The 19,136-nt window shown below is 62.3% G+C and carries 17 protein-coding genes; 4 read left to right on the forward strand and 13 right to left on the reverse strand.

The features are described from left to right. Nucleotide 1: 1 nt before the first annotated feature. Entirely contained in the window at nt 2-976 is a 975-nt protein-coding gene (locus H621_RS0107490; protein ID WP_028942783.1) for a FecR family protein, read from the forward strand. A gap of 108 nt (nt 977-1,084) precedes the next feature. Further along, complete coding sequence (locus tag H621_RS0107495; protein WP_028942784.1) at nt 1,085-3,532, forward strand: TonB-dependent siderophore receptor; 2,448 nt, start codon at nt 1,085-1,087, stop codon at nt 3,530-3,532. 66 nt (nt 3,533-3,598) lie between these two features. Here H621_RS0107495 and H621_RS0107500 read toward each other — a convergent pair whose 3' ends face one another. From H621_RS0107500 to H621_RS0107515, 4 genes are read right to left on the reverse strand one after another with little or no spacing between them, the layout of a single operon-like run. Then, nucleotides 3,599-4,753 (reverse strand): osmoprotectant ABC transporter ATP-binding protein OsmV, encoded by a 1,155-nt coding sequence (locus H621_RS0107500; RefSeq protein ID WP_028942785.1) that lies wholly within the window; start codon nt 4,751-4,753, stop codon nt 3,599-3,601. Continuing rightward, the gene (locus tag H621_RS0107505) at nt 4,750-5,403 is read right to left on the reverse strand and encodes an ABC transporter permease (protein ID WP_028942786.1); all 654 of its coding nucleotides are present in this window, start codon (nt 5,401-5,403) and stop codon (nt 4,750-4,752) included. The genes H621_RS0107500 and H621_RS0107505 overlap by 4 nt, the downstream gene beginning before the upstream one ends. After that, nucleotides 5,400-6,308 (reverse strand): glycine betaine ABC transporter substrate-binding protein, encoded by a 909-nt coding sequence (locus H621_RS0107510; RefSeq protein ID WP_028942787.1) that lies wholly within the window; start codon nt 6,306-6,308, stop codon nt 5,400-5,402. The genes H621_RS0107505 and H621_RS0107510 overlap by 4 nt, the downstream gene beginning before the upstream one ends. A gap of 14 nt (nt 6,309-6,322) precedes the next feature. After that, nucleotides 6,323-7,036: an ABC transporter permease gene (locus H621_RS0107515; protein ID WP_028942788.1), complete on the reverse strand. Its 714-nt coding sequence runs from the start codon at nt 7,034-7,036 to the stop codon at nt 6,323-6,325. A gap of 455 nt (nt 7,037-7,491) precedes the next feature. Here H621_RS0107515 and H621_RS0107520 point away from each other — a divergent pair, with 455 nt between their 5' ends. Both H621_RS0107520 and H621_RS0107525 read left to right on the forward strand, forming a co-directional pair. Then, on the forward strand, nt 7,492-7,815 hold the full coding sequence (locus tag H621_RS0107520) for an XRE family transcriptional regulator (RefSeq protein WP_028942789.1): 324 nt from the start codon (nt 7,492-7,494) through the stop codon (nt 7,813-7,815). Between the two features lie 128 nt (nt 7,816-7,943). Beyond that, complete coding sequence (locus H621_RS0107525; RefSeq protein ID WP_028942790.1) at nt 7,944-9,527, forward strand: peptide chain release factor 3; 1,584 nt, start codon at nt 7,944-7,946, stop codon at nt 9,525-9,527. 92 nt (nt 9,528-9,619) lie between these two features. On the opposite strand, the gene H621_RS0107530 is transcribed toward H621_RS0107525, so the two are convergent. The 9 genes from H621_RS0107530 to H621_RS0107570 all read right to left on the reverse strand — a co-directional run bounded on the left by H621_RS0107530 (nt 9,620) and on the right by H621_RS0107570 (nt 19,087). After that, nucleotides 9,620-10,699, reverse strand: coding sequence for a polyamine ABC transporter substrate-binding protein (locus tag H621_RS0107530; RefSeq protein WP_028942791.1), 1,080 nt, complete (start codon nt 10,697-10,699; stop codon nt 9,620-9,622). Nucleotides 10,700-10,753: 54 nt separating this feature from the next. Continuing rightward, nucleotides 10,754-11,095, reverse strand: coding sequence for a cupin domain-containing protein (locus tag H621_RS0107535; RefSeq protein WP_028942792.1), 342 nt, complete (start codon nt 11,093-11,095; stop codon nt 10,754-10,756). A gap of 31 nt (nt 11,096-11,126) precedes the next feature. Next, entirely contained in the window at nt 11,127-12,533 is a 1,407-nt protein-coding gene (locus H621_RS0107540; protein ID WP_028942793.1) for an NAD(P)/FAD-dependent oxidoreductase, read from the reverse strand. Nucleotides 12,534-12,596: 63 nt separating this feature from the next. After that, nucleotides 12,597-13,406, reverse strand: a complete 810-nt coding sequence (locus H621_RS0107545; RefSeq protein ID WP_028942794.1) for an AraC family transcriptional regulator — start codon at nt 13,404-13,406, stop codon at nt 12,597-12,599. Between the two features lie 114 nt (nt 13,407-13,520). Next, complete coding sequence (locus H621_RS0107550) at nt 13,521-14,489, reverse strand: peptide ABC transporter ATP-binding protein (RefSeq protein ID WP_028942795.1); 969 nt, start codon at nt 14,487-14,489, stop codon at nt 13,521-13,523. Further along, on the reverse strand, nt 14,489-15,457 hold the full coding sequence (locus tag H621_RS0107555) for an ABC transporter ATP-binding protein (RefSeq protein WP_028942796.1): 969 nt from the start codon (nt 15,455-15,457) through the stop codon (nt 14,489-14,491). The genes H621_RS0107550 and H621_RS0107555 overlap by 1 nt, the downstream gene beginning before the upstream one ends. Before the next feature lie 10 nt (nt 15,458-15,467). Next, nucleotides 15,468-16,397 carry an ABC transporter permease subunit gene (locus H621_RS0107560; RefSeq protein WP_028942797.1) on the reverse strand — a complete coding sequence of 310 codons (930 nt, stop codon included), beginning with the start codon at nt 16,395-16,397 and terminating at the stop codon, nt 15,468-15,470. A 10-nt stretch (nt 16,398-16,407) separates the two neighbouring features. Next, a complete protein-coding gene (locus H621_RS0107565; protein WP_028942798.1) occupies nt 16,408-17,418 on the reverse strand; it encodes an ABC transporter permease subunit in 1,011 nt (336 codons plus the stop codon). A 73-nt stretch (nt 17,419-17,491) separates the two neighbouring features. After that, on the reverse strand, nt 17,492-19,087 hold the full coding sequence (locus H621_RS0107570) for an ABC transporter substrate-binding protein (RefSeq protein ID WP_028942799.1): 1,596 nt from the start codon (nt 19,085-19,087) through the stop codon (nt 17,492-17,494). Nucleotides 19,088-19,136: the final 49 nt, after the last annotated feature.

Below are 19,136 nucleotides of genomic sequence, written 5' to 3' on the forward strand. Positions count from 1 at the left end.
CATGAATCAGCAGGCGTGCCCGTGTGGCATCGAGGCCGTGCGCGAGCAGGCGGCGCAGTGGTTTGCCCGCAGTTGTGACGGCGCACTGGCCCAGGACCAGCAGGCGCTACTGGCGACCTGGCTGGCGCAGCACCCCCAGCACCGATATGAATACGATCAGCTCACCAAGCTCTGGAGCGCCGCCGACGTGATTCCGCGTGGGCGTCTCGAGGTGTTGTGCCAGGCTGATCCGGTGCGCGCGATGCCGCGCCGGCGTTTTCTCCATCAGGCGCTGGCCGCATGTGTCGCGGTTGCTGCCGTGGGGCTTGGCTGGTTCGGCTGGCAGCACCATCAGCTCAATTTCCAGGACCAGTTGCACACAGCCCTGGGCGAGCGCCGCCAGTTGAGCCTGCCGGACGGTTCGGAACTGGAACTCAACGGACGCACCGAACTGAAGGTCGATTTCAGCGCCGGTGTTCGGCGCATCGAACTCACGGCAGGCGAGGTGATGTTCAACGTCGCCCACGACACCGATCGGCCTTTCGTGGTGAGCGCCGGCAACGGTACGGTGACCGTCACCGGTACGCGCTTTGATGTGCGCCTGGACCCGACCCGCACCCGTGTGGCTGTGGAGCAGGGCTCGGTCAAGGTCCAGGGTCGCGACGCCAGTCACGCGCTGCTGACAGCCGGGCTCGGTTCACAGGTCGACGCCCAGGGCAAGGTCGCCGAGCCTTACGCCGTGGACGCTGCCGCGCTTACGGCCTGGCGCAAGGGCAAGCTGGTGTTCAACGATGCACCCTTGAGTGAAGTGGTCGAAGAGGTGTCCCGTTACCGGGCCCAGCCGCTGCGCGTTGCGCCGGGCAAAGTTGCTTCCCTGCGCCTGAGCAGCACCTTCAGCAGTGACGACACCGACGCCCTGCTGCGCGCCTTGCCGAGCATCCTGCCGGTGGCCATCAAGACCCTCGCCGACGGCTCCAGCGAAATAATCGCAAAATAAATTCAGGTTTTTTTCCAGTTGTTCGTCTTCCTGGCCAACTGCAACTGCCAAGCATTTCCATTTGCATGCAGATGGCACTTATCCGGACCTTCAGGATTACTCGACGACGTGAACAACAACAAGTTTTCCCCGCGTTCTGCCTCCCGTTCCCGCTGGTTGCCGCTGGCCCTGGCCCTGGCCGTCAGCGGCGGTATCGCCAGTAGCTATGCCGACCAGCCAGTGACCAGCATCCAGGTCCAGGCCCAGCCGCTGGCGTCGGCCCTGAGCCAGTTGGGGCAGCAGACCTCGCTGCAGTTGTTCTTCAGCCCGGAACGGGTGGCCGGCAAGCAGGCGCCGGCAGTGTCTGGCAATCTGGCACCGGAGCAGGCCCTGGAAACCTTGCTGCAAGGGAGCGGACTGACCTACGAGATGTCCCAGGGCACCGTGGTGCTCAAGCCTGTACAAAGCGCAGGCACCCTCAACACCGGTAGCCTCGAACTGGCCCCGACCGACGTCAAGGTGGTCGGTGACTGGCTCGGCAATGCTGACGAAACTGTGGTGCAGAACCACCCGGGGGCCCGAACCGTGGTGCGGCGCGAGGCGATGGTCGAGCAGGGTGCGATGAACGTGCGTGATGTGCTGCGTGGCATTCCTGGCGTGCAGGTGCAGGACTCCAACGGCACCGGCGGCAGTGATATCGCCCTGAACGTCGGTGTGCGCGGCCTGACCTCGCGCCTGTCGCCACGCTCCACCGTGCTCATCGACGGTATCCCGGCAGCCTTCGCCCCCTACGGTCAGCCGCAACTGTCGATGGCGCCGATTTCGTCGGGCAACCTCGACAGCATCGACGTGGTGCGTGGGGCCGGCTCGGTACGTTACGGGCCGCAGAACGTGGGCGGTGTGATCAACTTCGTGACCCGGGCGATTCCAGAAAAAGCCACTGGCGAGCTTTCCACTACGATGGAAACCTCCCGTCACGGTGGCTGGAAGCACATCGAGTCGGCGTTCCTCGGCGGCACTGCAGACAACGGCCTGGGCGCGGCGCTGTTGTATTCCGGCGTGAACGGCAACGGCTATCGCAGCAGCAACAACGGCAACGACATCGATGACGTGCTGCTCAAGACCCATTGGGCGGTCACCGACAGTGACGAGTTCTGGCTGAACTTTCACTACTACGACGCCAAGGCCGATATGCCCGGCGGCCTGACCCAGGTGCAGTTCGATGACGATCCGTACCAGTCCGACCGCGACTACGACGACTTCAGCGGCCGCCGCAAGGACGTCTCGTTCAAGTACCTGCGCCAGATCGACGACGTGACCCAGTTCGAGGTCCAGACCTACTACACCGACAGCTTCCGTGGCAGCACCATTGCCGCCCGCGACCAGAAGACCCTATCGTCCTACCCGCGCACCTACCACGTGTTCGCTATCGAGCCGCGCCTGTCGCGGATCTTCTTCGCCGGCCCGACCACCCAGGAAGTCAGCGTCGGCTATCGCTACCTGAAAGAAGCGATGCACGAGCAGTCGACCCGCCTGGCGCTGATCGACAACGTGCCGACCGTGACACCGACTTCAGACGGCCACGTGTTCCAGGACCGTACCGGCGGTACCGAGGCCAGCGCCTACTACATCGATGACAAGATCGACGTCGGCAACTGGACCATCACCCCGGGCATCCGGTTCGAGCACATCAACACCGACTGGCGCGATCGCCCGGTACTGGGTGCCAACGGTGTACCTGTGCAGGAGAAGAACCGCAGCATCACCAGCAACGAACCGCTGCCGGCGCTGAGCGTGATGTATCACCTGTCGGATGAGTGGAAGCTGTTCGCCAACTACGAAACCTCGTTCGGCAGCCTGCAGTATTTCCAGCTGGGCCAGGGCGGTACAGGCGACCAGACCGCCAATGGCCTGGAACCGGAAAAAGCCAAGACCTACGAAGTGGGGACCCGTTACAACAACGGCACCTGGGGTGGCGAGCTGACGGCGTTCTACATCGACTTTGATGACGAGCTGCAATACATCAGCAACGACATTGGCTGGACCAACCTGGGCGCTACCAAGCACCAGGGTATTGAAGCCTCCATGCACTACGACCTGTCGGGTCTCGATCCGCGCTTGCAGGGGCTGAGCGCCAATGCCGGGTTCACTTATACCCGCGCCACCTATGAGGGCGAGATTCCGGGCTTCAAGGGACGTGACCTGCCGTTCTATTCACGCCAGGTCGTCAACGCCGGGCTGCGTTATGAAATCAACCGCTGGACCTGGAACCTGGACGCCTACGCCCAATCCAAGCAGCGCGCTCCGGGTACCGGGATGAATGCCGATGGCAGCTTCAATGGCAACTACATCACCGAACCGAGTGCCGATGGTCAGTACGGCGACATTCCGGGTTATGTCACCTGGGCGACGCGGGGCGGCTATGACTTCGGCAAGGAACTGTCGAACCTGAAGCTGGCGGCGGGGGTGAAGAACATCTTCGACAAGCAGTACTACACCCGTTCCAGCGACAACAACGCGGGGTTGTACCTGGGCGAACCGCGCACCTTCTATGTGCAGGCCAGTGTAGGGTTCTGAACCAGATCGCGGGGCAAGCCCGCTCCTAGTGCATAGGAGCGGGCTTGCCCCGCAATGGCTTCCGCATCAGGCGACGGCTTCAGCCGGTGACACGATGCTGGTCTTGCCCCCGCGCGAGCGTCCGGAACTCAGGTAGGCGGCAATCGACTCCTGCGTTACCTCCCCCAGAAACACCTGTTCGGCATCGAGCACCGGCAACCACGAACGGTTGAACTCGTACATTCGCGACAGCAGGATACGCAAGTGCTCATCGTGCGAAGCCGTGGCATTGAAGGTGCGCAGGAAGTCGGCACAGGTGCCCTGCTGACGGTGCAGGTCACGACGGCGCACATACCCCAGGGCCTTGTTCTGTCCGTCAGTGACCACGACGTTGCGGCGGTCGCTTTCGTCCATCAGTTCCAGCGCTTCAGCCACCGGTGTGGAGGGGCTCACCGACGGCGCATTGTCGGCGGCATCTTCGGCGCGTACCAGCAACAGGCGCTTGAGGGTGCTGTCCTGGCCAACGAAGTTGCTGACAAAGTCATCGGCCGGGTGGGCCAGCAGGGTGTCGGGGTGGTCGAGCTGGATCAATTTGCCAGCGCGGAAAATCGCGATCTTGTCGCCCAGCTTGATGGCCTCGTCGATGTCGTGGCTGACCATGATCACGGTCTTGTTCAACGCTCGCTGCATTTCAAAGAATTCGTTCTGGATCATCTCGCGGTTGATCGGGTCGACCGCGCCGAAGGGTTCGTCCATCAGCAGCAGCGGTGCTTCGGCCGCCAGGGCGCGGATCACGCCGATGCGCTGTTGCTGGCCGCCGGAGAGTTCCCGTGGGTAGCGTTGCAGGTACTGCTTGGGTTCGAGCTTGATCATGCTCATCAACTCGCGGGCGCGGTCATGGCACTTCTGCTTGTCCCAGCCCAGCAGGCGCGGGACCACCGTGATGTTTTCCTCGATGGTCATGTTGGGGAACAGGCCGATCTGCTGGATCACATAGCCGATACGTCGACGCAGGGTCACTTCATCCAGGCCGGTGGTGTCTTCGCCATTGATCAGCACCTTGCCGGAAGTTGGCGCGATCAGGCGGTTGATCATTTTAAGCGTGGTGCTCTTGCCGCAGCCGGACGGGCCGAGGAACACACAGATCTCGCCTTCGTTGACGGTCAGGCTTACGGAGTCGACGGCTTTGACGTCTTTGCCATTGGCGTGAAAGGTCTTGCTCAGGTTCTGGAGTTCGATCATTTGCGCAGTCCTTCTGGAGTCAGGGCACGTTGCAGGATTTGCAGCAGCAGGTCGGCGATGATGGCCAGCAGGCTCACCAGTACGGCGCCGACCAGCAGCATCGACATGTCGCTGCGGCTGATGGAAGTAAGGATGAGGACGCCCAGGCCACCGGCACCGATGGTCGCGGCGATGGTCATGACGCCGATGTTCATCACCACGGCGGTGCGAACGCCGGCGAGAATCACCGGTACCGCGATGGGCAGTTCGACCATGCGCAGGCGCTGGCCGAAGGTCATGCCGATGCCGCGCGCGGCCTCACGGATACCGGGCTCGACGTTGGTCAGCGCCAGGTAGGTGTTGCGCAGGATCGGCAGCAGTGAATAAAGGAACACCGCGGTAATCGCCGGCAAGGGGCCAAGCCCCTGGCCAAACTTGGAATAGAACGGCAGCAGCAGGCCGAACAGGGCGATCGAGGGGATGGTCAACAGCACCGTGGCGCTGGCCTGCAGGGGGCCGGCCAGGGCCGGGAAACGGGTCATCAGGATGCCCAATGGCACACCGATCAGAATGGCCAGGCTGACCGCGATGCCGACCAGAGTGATGTGCTGCCAGGTCAGGTGCAGGACCTGGGCCCAGTCCAGGTGAACGAAGGTATCGAGCATATTCATGGCTGCTCCTGTGCAGGTGGGTGCTGGCGCAGGTATTCGTCGGCAACCTTGCCGGGGCTCTGGTGCTCGACGTCGACCTTGGCGTTGAGCTGGCGCATGGTTTCATCGTCCAGTTGCTCGGCCAGCGGCTTGAGCAGGGTGGCCAATTGCGGGTGGGCGTCCAGCACTTCCTTGCGTACCACCGGTGCTGCGGTGTAGTCGGGGAAGTAGTGCTTGTCGTCGTCGAGCAGTTTGAGGTCGAAGGCGCTGAGGCGGCCGTCTGTGGTGTAGACCAGGCCGCTGAACACCTGGCCGTTGCGCAGCGCGGTGTAGACCAGGCCGGCGTCCATCTGGCGAATGTTGCGGCGGGTCAGTTGCAGGTCATAGGTTTCGGTGAGGCCGACCAGGCCATCGGGGCGGTTGGCGAACTCGGTGTCCAGGGCCACCACATGGTTGCGTTCGCGCTCATCGCGCAGCACCTGGTTCAACTGGCTGATGTTGGTCACCTGGGGGTACTGCTCGGCGACGTTGCGTGGCAGGGCCAGGGCGTAGGTGTTGCTGAACTTCGAGGGTGCCAGCCAGATCAGGTCTTTCTTCGCATCCAGTTCCTTGACCTTGGCGTAAGTAGCCGCAGCGCTGGGCATGCGCTCTTCAATGTGGTTGTAGGACACCAGCGAAACCCCGGTGTATTCCCAGACCATATCCAACTGGCCGGTTTCATGGGCACTGCGGGCCAGGTTGCTGCCCAGGCCGCCGGTGATGCGTACATCAAAACCGTTCTGGTTGAGGTACCGCGCGGTGATTTCCGCCAGCACAGTCTGTTCGGTGAACACCCGCGCGCCGAGGCGAATCACAGGTTTTGTGGCGGCCTGGGCAAATCCCGAGAACAGCAGGGCCGCGCCCAGTAACAAGGCGATTCTTTTCATTGGAGTTCCTTCGCTTAGTGGGCCAGGCCGCGTTCGAGCCAACGCCGGCTGCCTTGGGCCACCAGGGCGTCAAGCAACAGGGCAAGCAGGGCGGTGCAGGCAGCGCCCAGCAGCAATTGCGGCTGATTGTTCAGGGCAATGCCGGGGAAGATCAGGCTGCCGAGGCTGTTGGCACCGATCAGGAACGACAGTGGCGCGGTGCCGACGTTGATCGCCAGGGCTACTCGTACACCGCCGACGATGATTGGCACGGCGTTGGGCAGCTCGACACGCCATAGGCACTGACGGGGCGTCATGCCGATACCGGTGGCAGTTTCCTTGAGCGAGGCGGGAACGTTTTTAAGGCCTTCGTATGTGTTGCGCACGATAGGCAGGAGGGAGGCGAGGAATAACGCGAAGATCGCAGGGCCTGCGCCAATGCCCAGGAAACTCAGGGCAATGGCCAGAACGGCCAGGGGGGGGATGGTGTTGCCAATGTTGAAAAACTGCATGAAACGTTCGGCGCGGTCGACCCTGTGCGGTCGACTCAAGGCAATGCCAGCGGGTATACCCACGGCCAAGGCCGCCACCATCGAGAGCAACACCAGCATCAGGTGTGCTTGCAGGTAGAACCATAGATCGGCGCGATAGTGCGCGATCGTATCAATGCCGATCCAGTGGATCAGCAGGGCCAGGATGACGAGCACAAAGGCACATCCCATCAGCCCCTTGCCATAGCTTTTAGCCACAGGCGGACTCCTTTTGTTGTCGGCGAGCACACTCCCGTGGCGGCCACCATTCCAGGCGGCAGGCAGTGTGATCGCGATAAGCAGCGCGCTGTCCGAGAGCGGAGCGAAACACGCCATAAGCGAAGCCTCGTCAGGCTCGTGTTGCCGGTGAAACTACCCCTGACGAATGGTAAAAACCGATTGCGAATCAGGGGAGTGGACGCCTCCACAGCCGTAAAGGTTCCCATCTGAAGCGGCATTTGGCCAGTGTTCATTGCCCAGACGGAACTGCAGTGAGGCAGAAAATGCCGACGAAACGTTCAGGGGCATCGTGCGCAAAGCCCCGGTATTTGGCGCTTCGGTGATGTATTGATCGGAGCCGGATGAGTGGCGAAAAAATATTCTCTTCAGGGGATAGTCTCTTAAGGGTATGTTCATGCAAAGCGTCAATGTTCATGTGCCAGGAGAGTAAAGCAATGGGCAAGTCACTTGATCAGGTGATGAATTCGCTCCCACAAGGGCGTAGACAGAAGATCGAACAGCGCGGCCATGAAGTGATCCAGCACCACATGACTCTGCAAGCCTTGCGCAAAGAGTTGCATCTCACTCAAGAGGCCATGGCCGATCTTCTCGAGATCAAGCAGGCAAATGTGTCCAAGGTCGAGAAGCGCACCGATATGCTCATTTCCACCTTGCGTGGCTACATCGAAGCCATGGGGGGGACACTGGAGCTTGTTGCGCGGATACCTGGTCGTGAGCCTGTCCTGCTCCAGGGTTTTCGCGACCTCGAACCAGAGTGATAGTCGTCATTCCGATCAGCTTGCCGTGCAAAGCGTATTGAACGACCGTCCGGAGCACGGACTTTGGTCCCGGTGCGACTTCGGGTATGATACTGGCCCTTTTTGAATCACCTGCCAGGCGATTTCCCATGACCAACCAGGCCGCCGAAGTCGCGAAACGCCGCACCTTCGCCATCATTTCCCACCCCGATGCGGGTAAGACCACCATCACCGAAAAGCTCCTGCTGATGGGCAAGGCCATTGCCGTCGCCGGTACGGTGAAATCGCGAAAGTCCGACCGCCATGCCACCTCCGACTGGATGGAAATGGAGAAGCAGCGTGGTATCTCCATCACTACCTCGGTGATGCAGTTCCCCTATCGCGAGCACATGATCAACCTGCTCGACACCCCGGGCCACGAAGACTTCTCTGAAGATACCTACCGCACCCTGACCGCGGTCGACTCGGCACTGATGGTGCTCGACGGCGGTAAAGGGGTCGAGCCACGGACCATCGCCCTGATGGACGTGTGCCGTCTGCGTGATACGCCGATCGTCAGCTTCATCAACAAACTCGACCGTGACATCCGCGACCCGATCGAGCTGCTCGACGAAATCGAAGCAGTCCTGAAGATCAAGGCCGCGCCGATCACCTGGCCGATTGGTTGCTACCGCGATTTCAAGGGTGTTTACCACCTCTCTGGCGATTACATCATCGTCTACACCCCGGGCCACGGCCACGAGCGTACCGAGGTGAAGATCATCGAGAAGCTCGACTCCGACGAAGCCCGCGCCCACCTGGGTGATGAGTACGATCGCTTCCTCGAGCAACTGGAACTGGTACAGGGCGCCTGCCACGAATTCGACCAGGGCGAGTTCATGCGCGGCGAGCTGACGCCGGTGTTCTTCGGTACCGCCCTGGGCAACTTCGGTGTCGATCATGTACTCGATGCCGTGGTCGACTGGGCACCACGGCCACTGCCACGGGTTGCCAACGAGCGCAGCGTCGAGCCGACCGAAGAGAAGTTCAGCGGCTTCGTGTTCAAGATCCAGGCGAACATGGACCCCAAGCACCGCGACCGTATCGCCTTCATGCGTATCTGTTCCGGCCGCTACGAAAAGGGCATGAAGATGCGCCACGTGCGCACCGGCAAGGACCTGCGCATCGGCGACGCGTTGACGTTCTTCTCCTCCGAGCGTGAGCAGCTGGAAGAAGCCTGGGCGGGCGACATCATCGGTCTGCACAACCACGGCACCATCCAGATCGGCGACACCTTCACCGAAGGCGAAGCCCTGGGCTTCACCGGTATCCCGCACTTTGCGCCGGAACTGTTCCGCCGCGTGCGCCTGAAGGATCCGCTCAAGTCCAAGCAATTGCGCCAGGGCCTGCAGCAGTTGGCCGAAGAGGGTGCGACCCAGGTGTTCTTCCCCGAGCGCAGCAACGACATTATCCTCGGCGCCGTCGGTGTGCTGCAGTTCGATGTGGTCGCCAGCCGCCTGAAGGAAGAATACAAGGTCGAATGCGCCTACGAGCCGATCACGGTCTGGTCCGCGCGCTGGATCAGCTGTGACGACAAGAAGAAGCTTGAGGAATTCAAGAACAAGGCCGTGGAAAACCTGGCCATCGACGGCGGTGGTCACCTGACCTACCTGGCCCCGACCCGGGTCAACCTGGCGCTGATGGAAGAGCGCTGGCCGGATGTGAAGTTCCGCGCCACTCGCGAACATCACTAAGTTGTAAGCATCGCGGGGCAAGTCGAGACGTCGCACCGCCGCTCCTACGGTAGGAGCGGCGGTGCGACGTCTCGACTTGCCCCGCGATCATTTCAGTTCCCTGCCTTGATACTGGTCCAGAGTCGCGTGCGAATGCGGTCGATCTTGGCCGGCATTGCCTCCAGCGCATACAGCTTGCCGAGCATTTCGTCGCTCGGGTAGATCATGGTGTTGGCCTTCAGGGCCGGGTCCACGAGGGTGTCAGCCTTGAGGTTGCCGTTGGCGTACTGCACATGGTTGCTGATGTTGGCCATCACCTCTGGCTGCAGCAGGTAATTCATGTAGGCGTAACCCGCTTTCTCGTTCGGTGCGTCGGCCGGCATGGCAACCATGTCGAACCACATCGGTGCGCCTTCCTTGGGAATCGAGTAACCCACGTTCACGCCGTTCTTGGCTTCTTCTGCACGGTTCTTGGCCTGCAGAACGTCGCCGGAGAAACCCACCACCACACAGATATCGCCATTGGCCAGGTCACCCGTGTACTTGGACGAATGGAAGTAGCTGATGTACGGGCGCACCTTCATCAGCAGTTCCTTGGCTTTTTCGTAGTCCTTCGGGTCCTGGCTGTGGTGCGGCAGGCCCAGGTAGTGCAGGGCAATCGGCAGCAGTTCGGGGCCGTTGTCCAGCACCGCGACGCCGCAGCTCTTGAGCTTGCTGATGTACTCGGGCTTGAAGATCAGGTCCCAGGAATCCACCGGTGCATTGTCGCCCAGCACCGCCTTGACCTTGTCGATGTTGTAGCCGATGCCGGTACTGCCCCACAGGTACGGGAAGCCGTACTGGTTGCCCGGGTCGTTCACTTCCAGGGCCTTGAGCAGCACCGGGTTGAGGTTCTGCCAGTTGGGCAGTTGGCTCTTGTCGAGCTTTTTCAGCGCTTTGCCCTGGATTTGCCGGGCCATGAAGTGGTTGGAGGGAAACACCACGTCGTAACCGGAGTTGCCGGTCATCAGCTTGCCGTCGAGGGTTTCGTTGCTGTCGAACACGTCGTAGGTCGGCACGATGCCGCTGGCTTGCTGGAAGTTCTTCAAGGTGTCCGGGGCAATGTAGCTGGACCAGTTGTAGATTTTCACCGAATCGGCCGCCTGGGCGAAGGACGCCGCCAGCAAGAGGGGTGCGAAGAGCAATGGGCGCATGTCTGGATTCCTTGCTTTGTCTGTTTTTATCGAAGGAGGCAGGCGATCGAATGATCAGAAAATCAGTACATAGGTTTTGCGCACGGTTTCTTCGATGTCCCAGATCCCGGTGCTGTTTGCCGGCAGCATGACAGCGTCGCCGGCTTCGATGGTCAGCGGTTCACCACCGTCAGGGGTGAAGGTGCAGCGGCCTTTGATGAAGTGACAGAACTCCTGCTGGACGATCTGCCGGCGCCAGCGGCCCGGGGTGCATTCCCAGATGCCGGTTTCGACGCCATCGCTGCGCTCGACGGCGGTCACCGAGGCAATCGACACCGGCTCGCCGAGCGGCACGGCAACCGGATTGGATTCTTGCAGCACGGCAGTGTCGGTGTTCTTGAACTGGGTAATGCTCATACCAGTGGTCCTGTTCAGGGGGAACGAAAAGTCAGTGCATGAAACCTTCCATGAAGTCCGCCACGCCGCTGGCCAGGCGCCGGCGCCAAGGAGCGCTGGCAGGGTTGGCGAGGGTCTGGTCCTCATGGACGAAACTCTTGATGATGGCGTTGTAGCCCAGCCAGCGACAGGGCTCGGGCTCCCAGCCCTTGAGGCTGGACAGGGTGCTGTCGGGGTGAACCCAGGGTTGCTCGGTCAACTCGCTGCGCCGCTCCAGAATCAGCTCGGCCAGGGTGCGCCCACCCAGTGCGCTGGCGCCTACGCCTTCGCCACCGTAGCCACCGGCCAGGGCGATGCCTTGCTTGCGGTCACAGAGCATGTGCGGCTGGAAGCGCCGGGCCATGCCCAGGTTGCCACCCCAGGCGTGGGTAATGGCGATGTCCTTGAGCTGCGGGAACAGCTCGCCGAACAAGTAGCGACGCAGCTCGATTTCGCTTTCGGTCAGGTCGAAGTTTTCCCGCAGCCGGCCAGCAAAGCGGTAGCCGCCACGGGCGCCGAACACCAGGCGGTTGTCGGCGCTGCGCTGGCCGTAGGTGACCTGGCGGCTGTTTTCACTGAACGCCTGGCCCTGGTTCAGGCCTATCTTTTCCCAGACGTGTTCTGGCAGCGGTTCGGTGGCCACCAGCAGGCTCTGCACCGGCATCTGGTAATGCCCAAGTGGCGGCAGGTTGACCGAGTAGCCTTCGACCGCCGGTACCAGCCATTGGCATTTGATGCGTGCCTGTGCGGTGCGCACCTCGCCAGCGCGCCAGTCGGTCACCGGGCTGTTTTCGTACAGGCGCACGCCCATGCGTTCCACGGTGCGGGCCAGGCCACGCACCAGTTTGGCCGGCTGGATGGTGGCGACATTGGGATTGAAAATGGCGCCGTAGGGTTTGCTGATACGCAGCTGGGCGGCCAGTTGCGCCGGGCTCATCCAGCGGTAGTCGGCTTCGGTCAAGCCTTGCTTGTAGAGTTTGTCGAGGTAGCTGCGCAGGGTGGTTTCCTGCTCAGGGTAGCGTGCCGCGCAATACAGCACGCCGCCTTTGCGGTAGTCGCAGTCGATGCCTTCGAGCGTCAGTACACGCTGCACTTCATCGGGAATGCCATGTAGCAGGTCGTAGGAGGCGCGCCGCTGCAAGGGGGAACTGGCGGCCAGCAAGCGGTCTTCACCGAGCATATTGCCCATCAGCCAGCCGCCATTGCGACCGGAGGCGCCAAAGCCTGCGATGTTGGCCTCGACAATGGCGATGTCCAGGTGCGGGGCGTGCAGCTTGAGGTAGTAGGCGGTCCACAGCCCGGTGTAGCCGGCGCCGATGATGCAGACATCCACGTCCAGGTCCTGGTGCAAGGCCGGACGCGTGCTCAGTGTCTCATCCAGCTGGTCCATCCAAAGGCTGATCTTGCGCCAGGGCTGCATTGTGTTCGGCTCCACATCCGTTACGGTCTGTGGCGATCCTAGAAGCTGGCGGGGGGTGTTGTCTTAGCTGCGTGCACGCAGAGAATTCTGCTTCACCCAGGCCTTGGGCGAGAGCCCGGTGTGCTGGCGAAAACACTTGTAGAACGCCGAGAGCGAATTGAAACCGGCGGCAAAGGCCAAGTCGTCGATCTTGCTGGTGGCGGGCGCTTGCTCCAGGCCGTTGAGCAAGTGATGCAGGCGTGCCTGGTTGACGTAGCGGTAGAAGCTCTGGCCCAGCACCTGGTTGAGCAGGTAGGAAATCTGGTTGCGGCTGTAGCCACTCTCGCGGGCGACGCGTTGCAGGTCGAGTTCGGGGTCGAGGTAGGGTTGCTGGCGCTGGAAGTACTGCTCCAGGTCCTGGGCCATGGAGCTCAGTTGCCGGGGTGACAGCCCCAGGCGGCTCATGGTCGGGCGCGCATCGCCCGGGCTGGATTCTGGCTTGGCTTCGCGCACCAGCGAGGCGTATTCGTTGACCCGCCAGACCAGGCCGTCGCGCACGGTGATGGCCTCGCTGGACTGGAAGGCGACCAGCCCCTCGCCGCCGCGCAGGGTGACCTGGTACTGGATGAATGCGGTGCAGCCATCGACGCGGATGCGGTCGCTGTGGACGATATCCTCATCGACTTCGCGCGGCATGCTCACGCGTACATATTCACGCAACTCATCGAAGTGCAGTACGCGGTTCTGGAAGTAGTCGTTGTACTGGATATCGGGGTGATACAAGGCCATTACCCCGTCCAGGTCGCGATGCTTCCAGCACAGGTGATAACGCAGCACGGTGGTGGCTGTTTCCGGTGTCTGTTCCGGGCCGTCGGAGATAGGGTCGGGGATCATGTATCGATAGTGATGGGCGGTGGTTCGCCGGTCAAGTGGGGAGCAGTGGGAGCGAGCCTTGCCCCGCGATAGCGGTGTGTCAGTGACATCGCTCTCGCGGGGCAAGGCCCGCTTCTACAGGAACTGCTCGGCGTAGTGGCAGGCAACTTGCCGCGTGCCTACCTGCCGGAACGCCGGCTCCTCGGCCGAACAGCGCTCGGTGGCATACGGGCAGCGCTTGTGGAAGGCGCAACCCGGCGGCGGGTCCAGCGGGTTGGGCAGCTCACCGGCGATCTTGATCTTCGGCTTGAGCGGGTCGGGGTGGATGGTCGGGGTGGCCGACAGCAGCGCCTGGGTGTACGGGTGCAGGGGCTTGTTGTAGATGTCCTCCTTGGGCCCCATCTCGGCCGGCCGACCCAGGTACATCACCAGCACCTGGTCGGCCACATGGCGCACTACTGCCAGGTTGTGGGAGATGAACACATAGGCGGTGTTGAACTCCTTCTGCAGGTCCATGAACAGGTTCAGCACCTGGGCCTGGATCGATACGTCCAGCGCCGAGGTCGGTTCATCGGCCACCAGTACCTTGGGCTGCAGCATCATCGCCCGCGCCAGGGCGATGCGCTGGCGCTGCCCCCCGGAGAACATGTGCGGGTAGCGCTGGTAGTGCTCCGGGCGCAGGCCGACCTGTTGCATCATGGCCTGGACCTTTTCGCGGCGCTCGGCCTTGGACAGCGTGGTGTTGATCAGCAGCGGTTCTGCCAGCTGGTCGCCGATCTTCTGCCGCGGGTTGAGCGAGGCATAGGGGCTCTGGAAGACCATCTGCACATCCTTGCGCAGTTGCTTGCGCTCGGCCTTGTTGGCCCCGGCCACTTCCTGCCCGGCAATTTTCAGCGAGCCCGAGGAGGGCTCCTCGATCAGGGTCAGGGCACGGGCCAGGGTCGACTTGCCACAGCCGGACTCGCCGACCACGGCCAGGGTCTTGCCAGCCTCAAGCTCGAACGACACGCCGTTGAGTGCGCGCACCAGGGCATGACCCTTGAACAGGCCACGGGAGACTTCGTAGTGACGTGTCAGTTCACGGGCGGTAAGAACGACGGTCATTACGCCACCTCCTGGTTCAGCGGGTAGAAACAACGGACCTGGCTATAGGCCTGGGGATCGAGACTCGGGCGTTGCCGGCGGCAGTTGTCCTGTACATATGGGCAACGCGGCGACAGCAGGCAGCCTTGCGGGCGGTCGTAGCGGCCCGGGACGATACCGGGCAGGGTGGCCAGGCGTTCGGCGCCTTCGCTGTGCTCGGGGATCGCTGCCAGCAGCGCTTCGCTGTAGGGGTGGGCGGGTACATCGAACAGCTCCGGCACCTGGCCGACTTCCACGGCCTGGCCTGCATACATCACGCAGACCCGCTTGGCGGTCTCGGCAACCACGGCCAGGTCATGGGTGATCAGGATCAGGGCCATGTTCTGTTCTTTTTGCAGGTTGAGCAGCAGCTCCATGATCTGCGCCTGGATAGTCACGTCCAGGGCGGTAGTCGGTTCATCGGCGATCAGTAGCTTGGGCTCGCCGGCGATGGCCATGGCAATGGCCACGCGCTGGCTCATGCCACCGGAGAGTTGGTGGGGGTAGGCATCCAGGCGGCTTTCGGCTGCCGGGATCTCGACTTTCTTGAGCAGCTCCAGGGCGCGCTGGCGAGCCGCCTTGCCGCGCAGGCCCAGGTGCTGGCGCAGGACTTCCTCGATCTGGAAGCCCACGGTGTAGCTGGGGTTGAGGGCGGTCATCGGGTCCTGGAAGACCATGGCCATATCCTTGCCCACCACCTTGCGCCGCTGGCGGCCGCTGAGGGTAAGCATGTTGGTGCCGTCGAACGTCAGGGCGTCGGCGGTGATGCGCCCGGGAGCATCGATCAGGCCCATCAGCGCCATCATGGTCACCGATTTGCCCGAGCCCGATTCGCCGACGATGGCCAGGACCTCGCCCTCGTCGACGCTCAGGTCCAGCCCATCGACCACTGGCACCGCGTTGGCGTCGCCAAAGCGCACATTGAGGTTCTTGATTTGCAGAAGTGACATGGCGATCTCCTCAGGCGGCATTCTTGAGTTTCGGGTCCAGCGCATCGCGCAGTCCGTCGCCCATCAGGTTGATTGCCAGCACGCTGAGCAAAATGGTCAGGCCAGGCAGGCTCACTACCCACCAGGCGCGTTCGATGTAGTCGCGGGCCGAGGCCAGCATGGTGCCCCACTCAGGGGTCGGCGGCTGCACGCCCAGGCCGAGGAAGCCCAGGGCCGCAGCATCGAGGATCGCCGAGGAGAAGCTCAAGGTGGCCTGGACGATCAGCGGCGCCATGCAGTTGGGCAGCACGGTGACGAACATCAGGCGTGGCAGGCTGGCACCGGCCAGGCGTGCGGCGGTGACGTAGTCACGGTTCAGTTCGCCCATTACCGCGGCGCGAGTCAGGCGCACATAGGAGGGCAACGAGACGATGGCGATGGCGATCACGGTGTTGATCAGGCCTGGGCCGAGGATGGCGACGATGGCCACCGCCAGCAGCAGTGAGGGCAGGGCCAGCATCACGTCCATCAGGCGCATGATCGAAGGACCGAGGATACGCGGGAAGAACCCGGCCAACAGGCCCAGGAAGATCCCCGGAATCAGTGAGATCACCACCGAAGACAGGCCGATCAGCAGCGACAGGCGCGAACCCTGGATCAACCGTGAGAGCAGGTCGCGGCCCAGCTCGTCGGTACCCAGGATGAACTGCCAGTTGCCGCCTTCGAGCCATACCGGCGGGGTCAGCAGGAAGTCGCGGTATTGCTCGCTGGGATTGTGCGGTGCCACCCAGGGTGCAAACAGCGCGCAGAACACGATCAGGCTCATGAACATCAGCCCGGCCACGGCGCCCTTGTTGCGCGAGAACGCGTGCCAGAACTCCTTGTACGGCGAGGGATAGAGCAGGCTCTGGTCGACGGCGGTGGCGGACGTGGTAACGGATTTTGCAAGTGGGGTAGTCATGACATGGCCCTCAGCGCTGATGACGGATGCGTGGGTTGGCCAGGCCGTAGAGGATGTCCACGACGAAGTTGACCAGGATCACCAGGCAGGCAATCAACAGGATGCCGTTCTGTACCACGGGGTAGTCACGAGCGCCGATGGCTTCGATCAGCCATTTGCCGATGCCCGGCCAGGAGAAGATGGTTTCGGTAAGTACCGCGCCCGCCAGCAAGGTACCGACCTGCAGGCCGAATACCGTGAGCACCGGGATCAGCGCATTGCGCAGGCCATGCACGAATACCACGCGGGCAGGCGACAGGCCCTTGGCCCTGGCCGTACGAATATAGTCTTCGCGCAACACTTCGAGCATCGAGGAGCGGGTCATCCGGGCGATCACTGCCAGCGGGATAGTACCGAGCACGATGGCCGGCAGGATCAAGTGCATGACGGCATCCTTGAAGGCGCCTTCTTCATCGCTGAGCAGAGTATCGATGAGCATGAAGCCGGTTTTCGGCTCGATGTCGTAAAGCAGGTCGATGCGCCCGGAAACCGGGGTCCAGCCCAGGCTCACCGAGAAGAACATGATCAGGATCAGGCCCCACCAGAAGATCGGCATCGAGTAGCCGGCCAGGGATATCCCCATGACCCCGTGATCGAACAGCGAGCCACGCTTGAGGGCGGCAATCACCCCGGCCAGCAGGCCGACGATACCCGCGAAGAACAGTGCCGCCAGGGCCAGTTCCAAAGTAGCCGGGAACAGGGCGAGGAACTCGTGCCAGACGCTTTCGCGGGTACGCAGCGACTCACCCAGGTCGCCCTGTGCCAGTTTGCCGATGTAGTCCAGGTACTGCTCGGGCAGCGGTTTGTTCAAGCCAAGGCGTTCCATGGCCTGGGCGTGCATTTCGGGGTCGACCCGGCGCTCACCCATCATCACTTCTACCGGGTCTCCCGGTATCAGGCGTATGAGCGCAAAGGTCAGCAAGGTGATGCCGAAAAAGGTCGGGATCAAGAGTCCCAGGCGCCGGGCAATAAAACTAAACATCTTCTGGTGTACCTCATCAGCCTGTCAGGCAAGCCCGCCAGCAACCGGGTAGGGGCTGGCGGTCGTTCTTGTTCTACTTCACCTGGGTGGTGGCGAAGTTGTTATTGGTGAGGGGGTTGATGTGGTAGCCCTCAACGTTGTTGCGCATGGCGGTGAACATCTTCGGATGCGCCATGCTGATCCACGGTTGGTCTTCATCGTACACCGCCAGCGCCTTTACATAGAGCGCTGCGCGCTCGTCCGTGTCGGTCACGGTGCGGGCTTTGTCGATCAACGCCTGGAATGCCTGATTGCACCAGCGTGCATAGTTCTCCCCGCTTTTTACGGCATCACAACTGAGCAGCGGGGTAAGGAAGTTGTCCGGGTCACCGTTGTCGCCGGCCCAGCCTGCCGACACCATGTCGGCTTCGCCGTTCTTGGCGCGGCGCAGCATTTCGGCCCATTCCATCACGCGGATGTCGACCTTCAAGCCGATTTTGGCCAGGTCCGCCTGGAGCATTTCGGCGCTCAGGCGCGGGTTGGGGTTGGTCGGGCCGCCGCCGTTGCGGGTGAACAGGGTCAGTACCGTACCTTCCGGCACGCCGGCCTCCTTGAGCAGGGCGCGGGCTTTGTCCAGGTCGCGCGGCGGGTTCTGGTTGGCGGTGTTGTAGCCCATCAGGGTGGGTGGGTAAGGGTTGACGCCCACCAGCGCATTGCCTTTGCCGAACAGCTGTTCGACGTGAACCTTGCGGTCGAAGGCCATGTTGATGGCTTTGCGCACGCGCACGTCGCTCAGGTACTGGTGCTGGGTGTTGAGCGAGATATAGCCGGTGGTCAGCGCTTCCATCTCGGCCACTTTCAATTTGGGGTCGGCCTTGATGCTGGGGATGTCGTCAGGCTTGGGGTAGAGCGCCACCTGGCATTCGTTGGCCTTGAGCTTCTGCAGGCGCACGTTGTTGTCGCTGGCGATGGCGAAGATCAGCGCATCGGCCGGCGGCTTGCCGCGAAAGTAGTCGGGGTTGGGCTTGTAGCGGACCTGGGCGTCCTTGTTGTAGCGCTGGAAGATGAACGGGCCGGTGCCAATGGGCTTGCTGTTGAGGTCGGCGGTCTTGCCGGCCCTGAGTAACTGGTCGCCGTACTCGGCGGAGTAGATCGAAGTAAAGGCCATGGCCAGGTCAGGCAGGAACGGCGCCTCGGGGCGGGTGAGGGTGAATACCACGGTATGATCGTCGGTTTTCTCGACGCTCTTGAGCAGTGCCTTGAAGCCCATGCTCTCGAAGTAGGGGAAGCCGACGCTGGTCTTGTTGTGCCACGGATGGTTCGGGTCCAGCTGACGCCGGAAACTCCACAGCACATCGTCGGCATTCATTGCCCGGGTAGGGGTGAAGTAGTCGGTGGTATGGAACTTCACCCCTTCACGCAAGTGGAAGGTGTAGGTCAGCCCGTCCGGGCTGATCTCCCAGCGCTCGGCCAGGGCTGGCTGGATCTCGGTGGTGCCGGGCTTGAAGTCGACCAGGCGGTTGAAGACGGTTTCGGCCGAGGCGTCGGCCGTCACGGCCGTTGTGTACTGGACGATGTCGAAGCCTTCCGGACTGGCCTCGGTACACACCACCAGCGGCTTGGCCGAAAGCCCCGCCGCAGTGCTCAACAGGACGGCTGCCAGGGCAGCCTGTAGCGGTAGCAGTTTCATGAAACCTCCCGGCTATCAATTTAGCCAGCGTAGTCGCCATGGCCGGTTC

This window comes from Pseudomonas vranovensis DSM 16006 (genome assembly GCF_000425805.1).
Classification (GTDB): Bacteria; Pseudomonadota; Gammaproteobacteria; order Pseudomonadales; family Pseudomonadaceae; genus Aquipseudomonas; species Aquipseudomonas vranovensis.

What these genes read in the sequence shown, in the direction of transcription:
- H621_RS0107510 (WP_028942787.1), bottom strand. Translation starts at nt 6,308, where the DNA reads ATGAAAAGAATCGCCTTGTTACTGGGCGCGGCCCTGCTGTTCTCGGGA.
- H621_RS0107530 (WP_028942791.1), bottom strand. Translation starts at nt 10,699, where the DNA reads ATGCGCCCATTGCTCTTCGCACCCCTCTTGCTGGCGGCGTCCTTCGCC.
- H621_RS0107520 (WP_028942789.1), top strand. Translation starts at nt 7,492, where the DNA reads ATGGGCAAGTCACTTGATCAGGTGATGAATTCGCTCCCACAAGGGCGT.
- H621_RS0107570 (WP_028942799.1), bottom strand. Translation starts at nt 19,087, where the DNA reads ATGAAACTGCTACCGCTACAGGCTGCCCTGGCAGCCGTCCTGTTGAGC.
- H621_RS0107490 (WP_028942783.1), top strand. Translation starts at nt 2, where the DNA reads ATGAATCAGCAGGCGTGCCCGTGTGGCATCGAGGCCGTGCGCGAGCAG.
- H621_RS0107560 (WP_028942797.1), bottom strand. Translation starts at nt 16,397, where the DNA reads ATGACTACCCCACTTGCAAAATCCGTTACCACGTCCGCCACCGCCGTC.
- H621_RS0107550 (WP_028942795.1), bottom strand. Translation starts at nt 14,489, where the DNA reads ATGACCGTCGTTCTTACCGCCCGTGAACTGACACGTCACTACGAAGTC.
- H621_RS0107525 (WP_028942790.1), top strand. Translation starts at nt 7,944, where the DNA reads ATGACCAACCAGGCCGCCGAAGTCGCGAAACGCCGCACCTTCGCCATC.
- H621_RS0107505 (WP_028942786.1), bottom strand. Translation starts at nt 5,403, where the DNA reads ATGAATATGCTCGATACCTTCGTTCACCTGGACTGGGCCCAGGTCCTG.
- H621_RS0107545 (WP_028942794.1), bottom strand. Translation starts at nt 13,406, where the DNA reads ATGATCCCCGACCCTATCTCCGACGGCCCGGAACAGACACCGGAAACA.
- H621_RS0107540 (WP_028942793.1), bottom strand. Translation starts at nt 12,533, where the DNA reads ATGCAGCCCTGGCGCAAGATCAGCCTTTGGATGGACCAGCTGGATGAG.
- H621_RS0107535 (WP_028942792.1), bottom strand. Translation starts at nt 11,095, where the DNA reads ATGAGCATTACCCAGTTCAAGAACACCGACACTGCCGTGCTGCAAGAA.
- H621_RS0107555 (WP_028942796.1), bottom strand. Translation starts at nt 15,457, where the DNA reads ATGTCACTTCTGCAAATCAAGAACCTCAATGTGCGCTTTGGCGACGCC.
- H621_RS0107565 (WP_028942798.1), bottom strand. Translation starts at nt 17,418, where the DNA reads ATGTTTAGTTTTATTGCCCGGCGCCTGGGACTCTTGATCCCGACCTTT.
- H621_RS0107500 (WP_028942785.1), bottom strand. Translation starts at nt 4,753, where the DNA reads ATGATCGAACTCCAGAACCTGAGCAAGACCTTTCACGCCAATGGCAAA.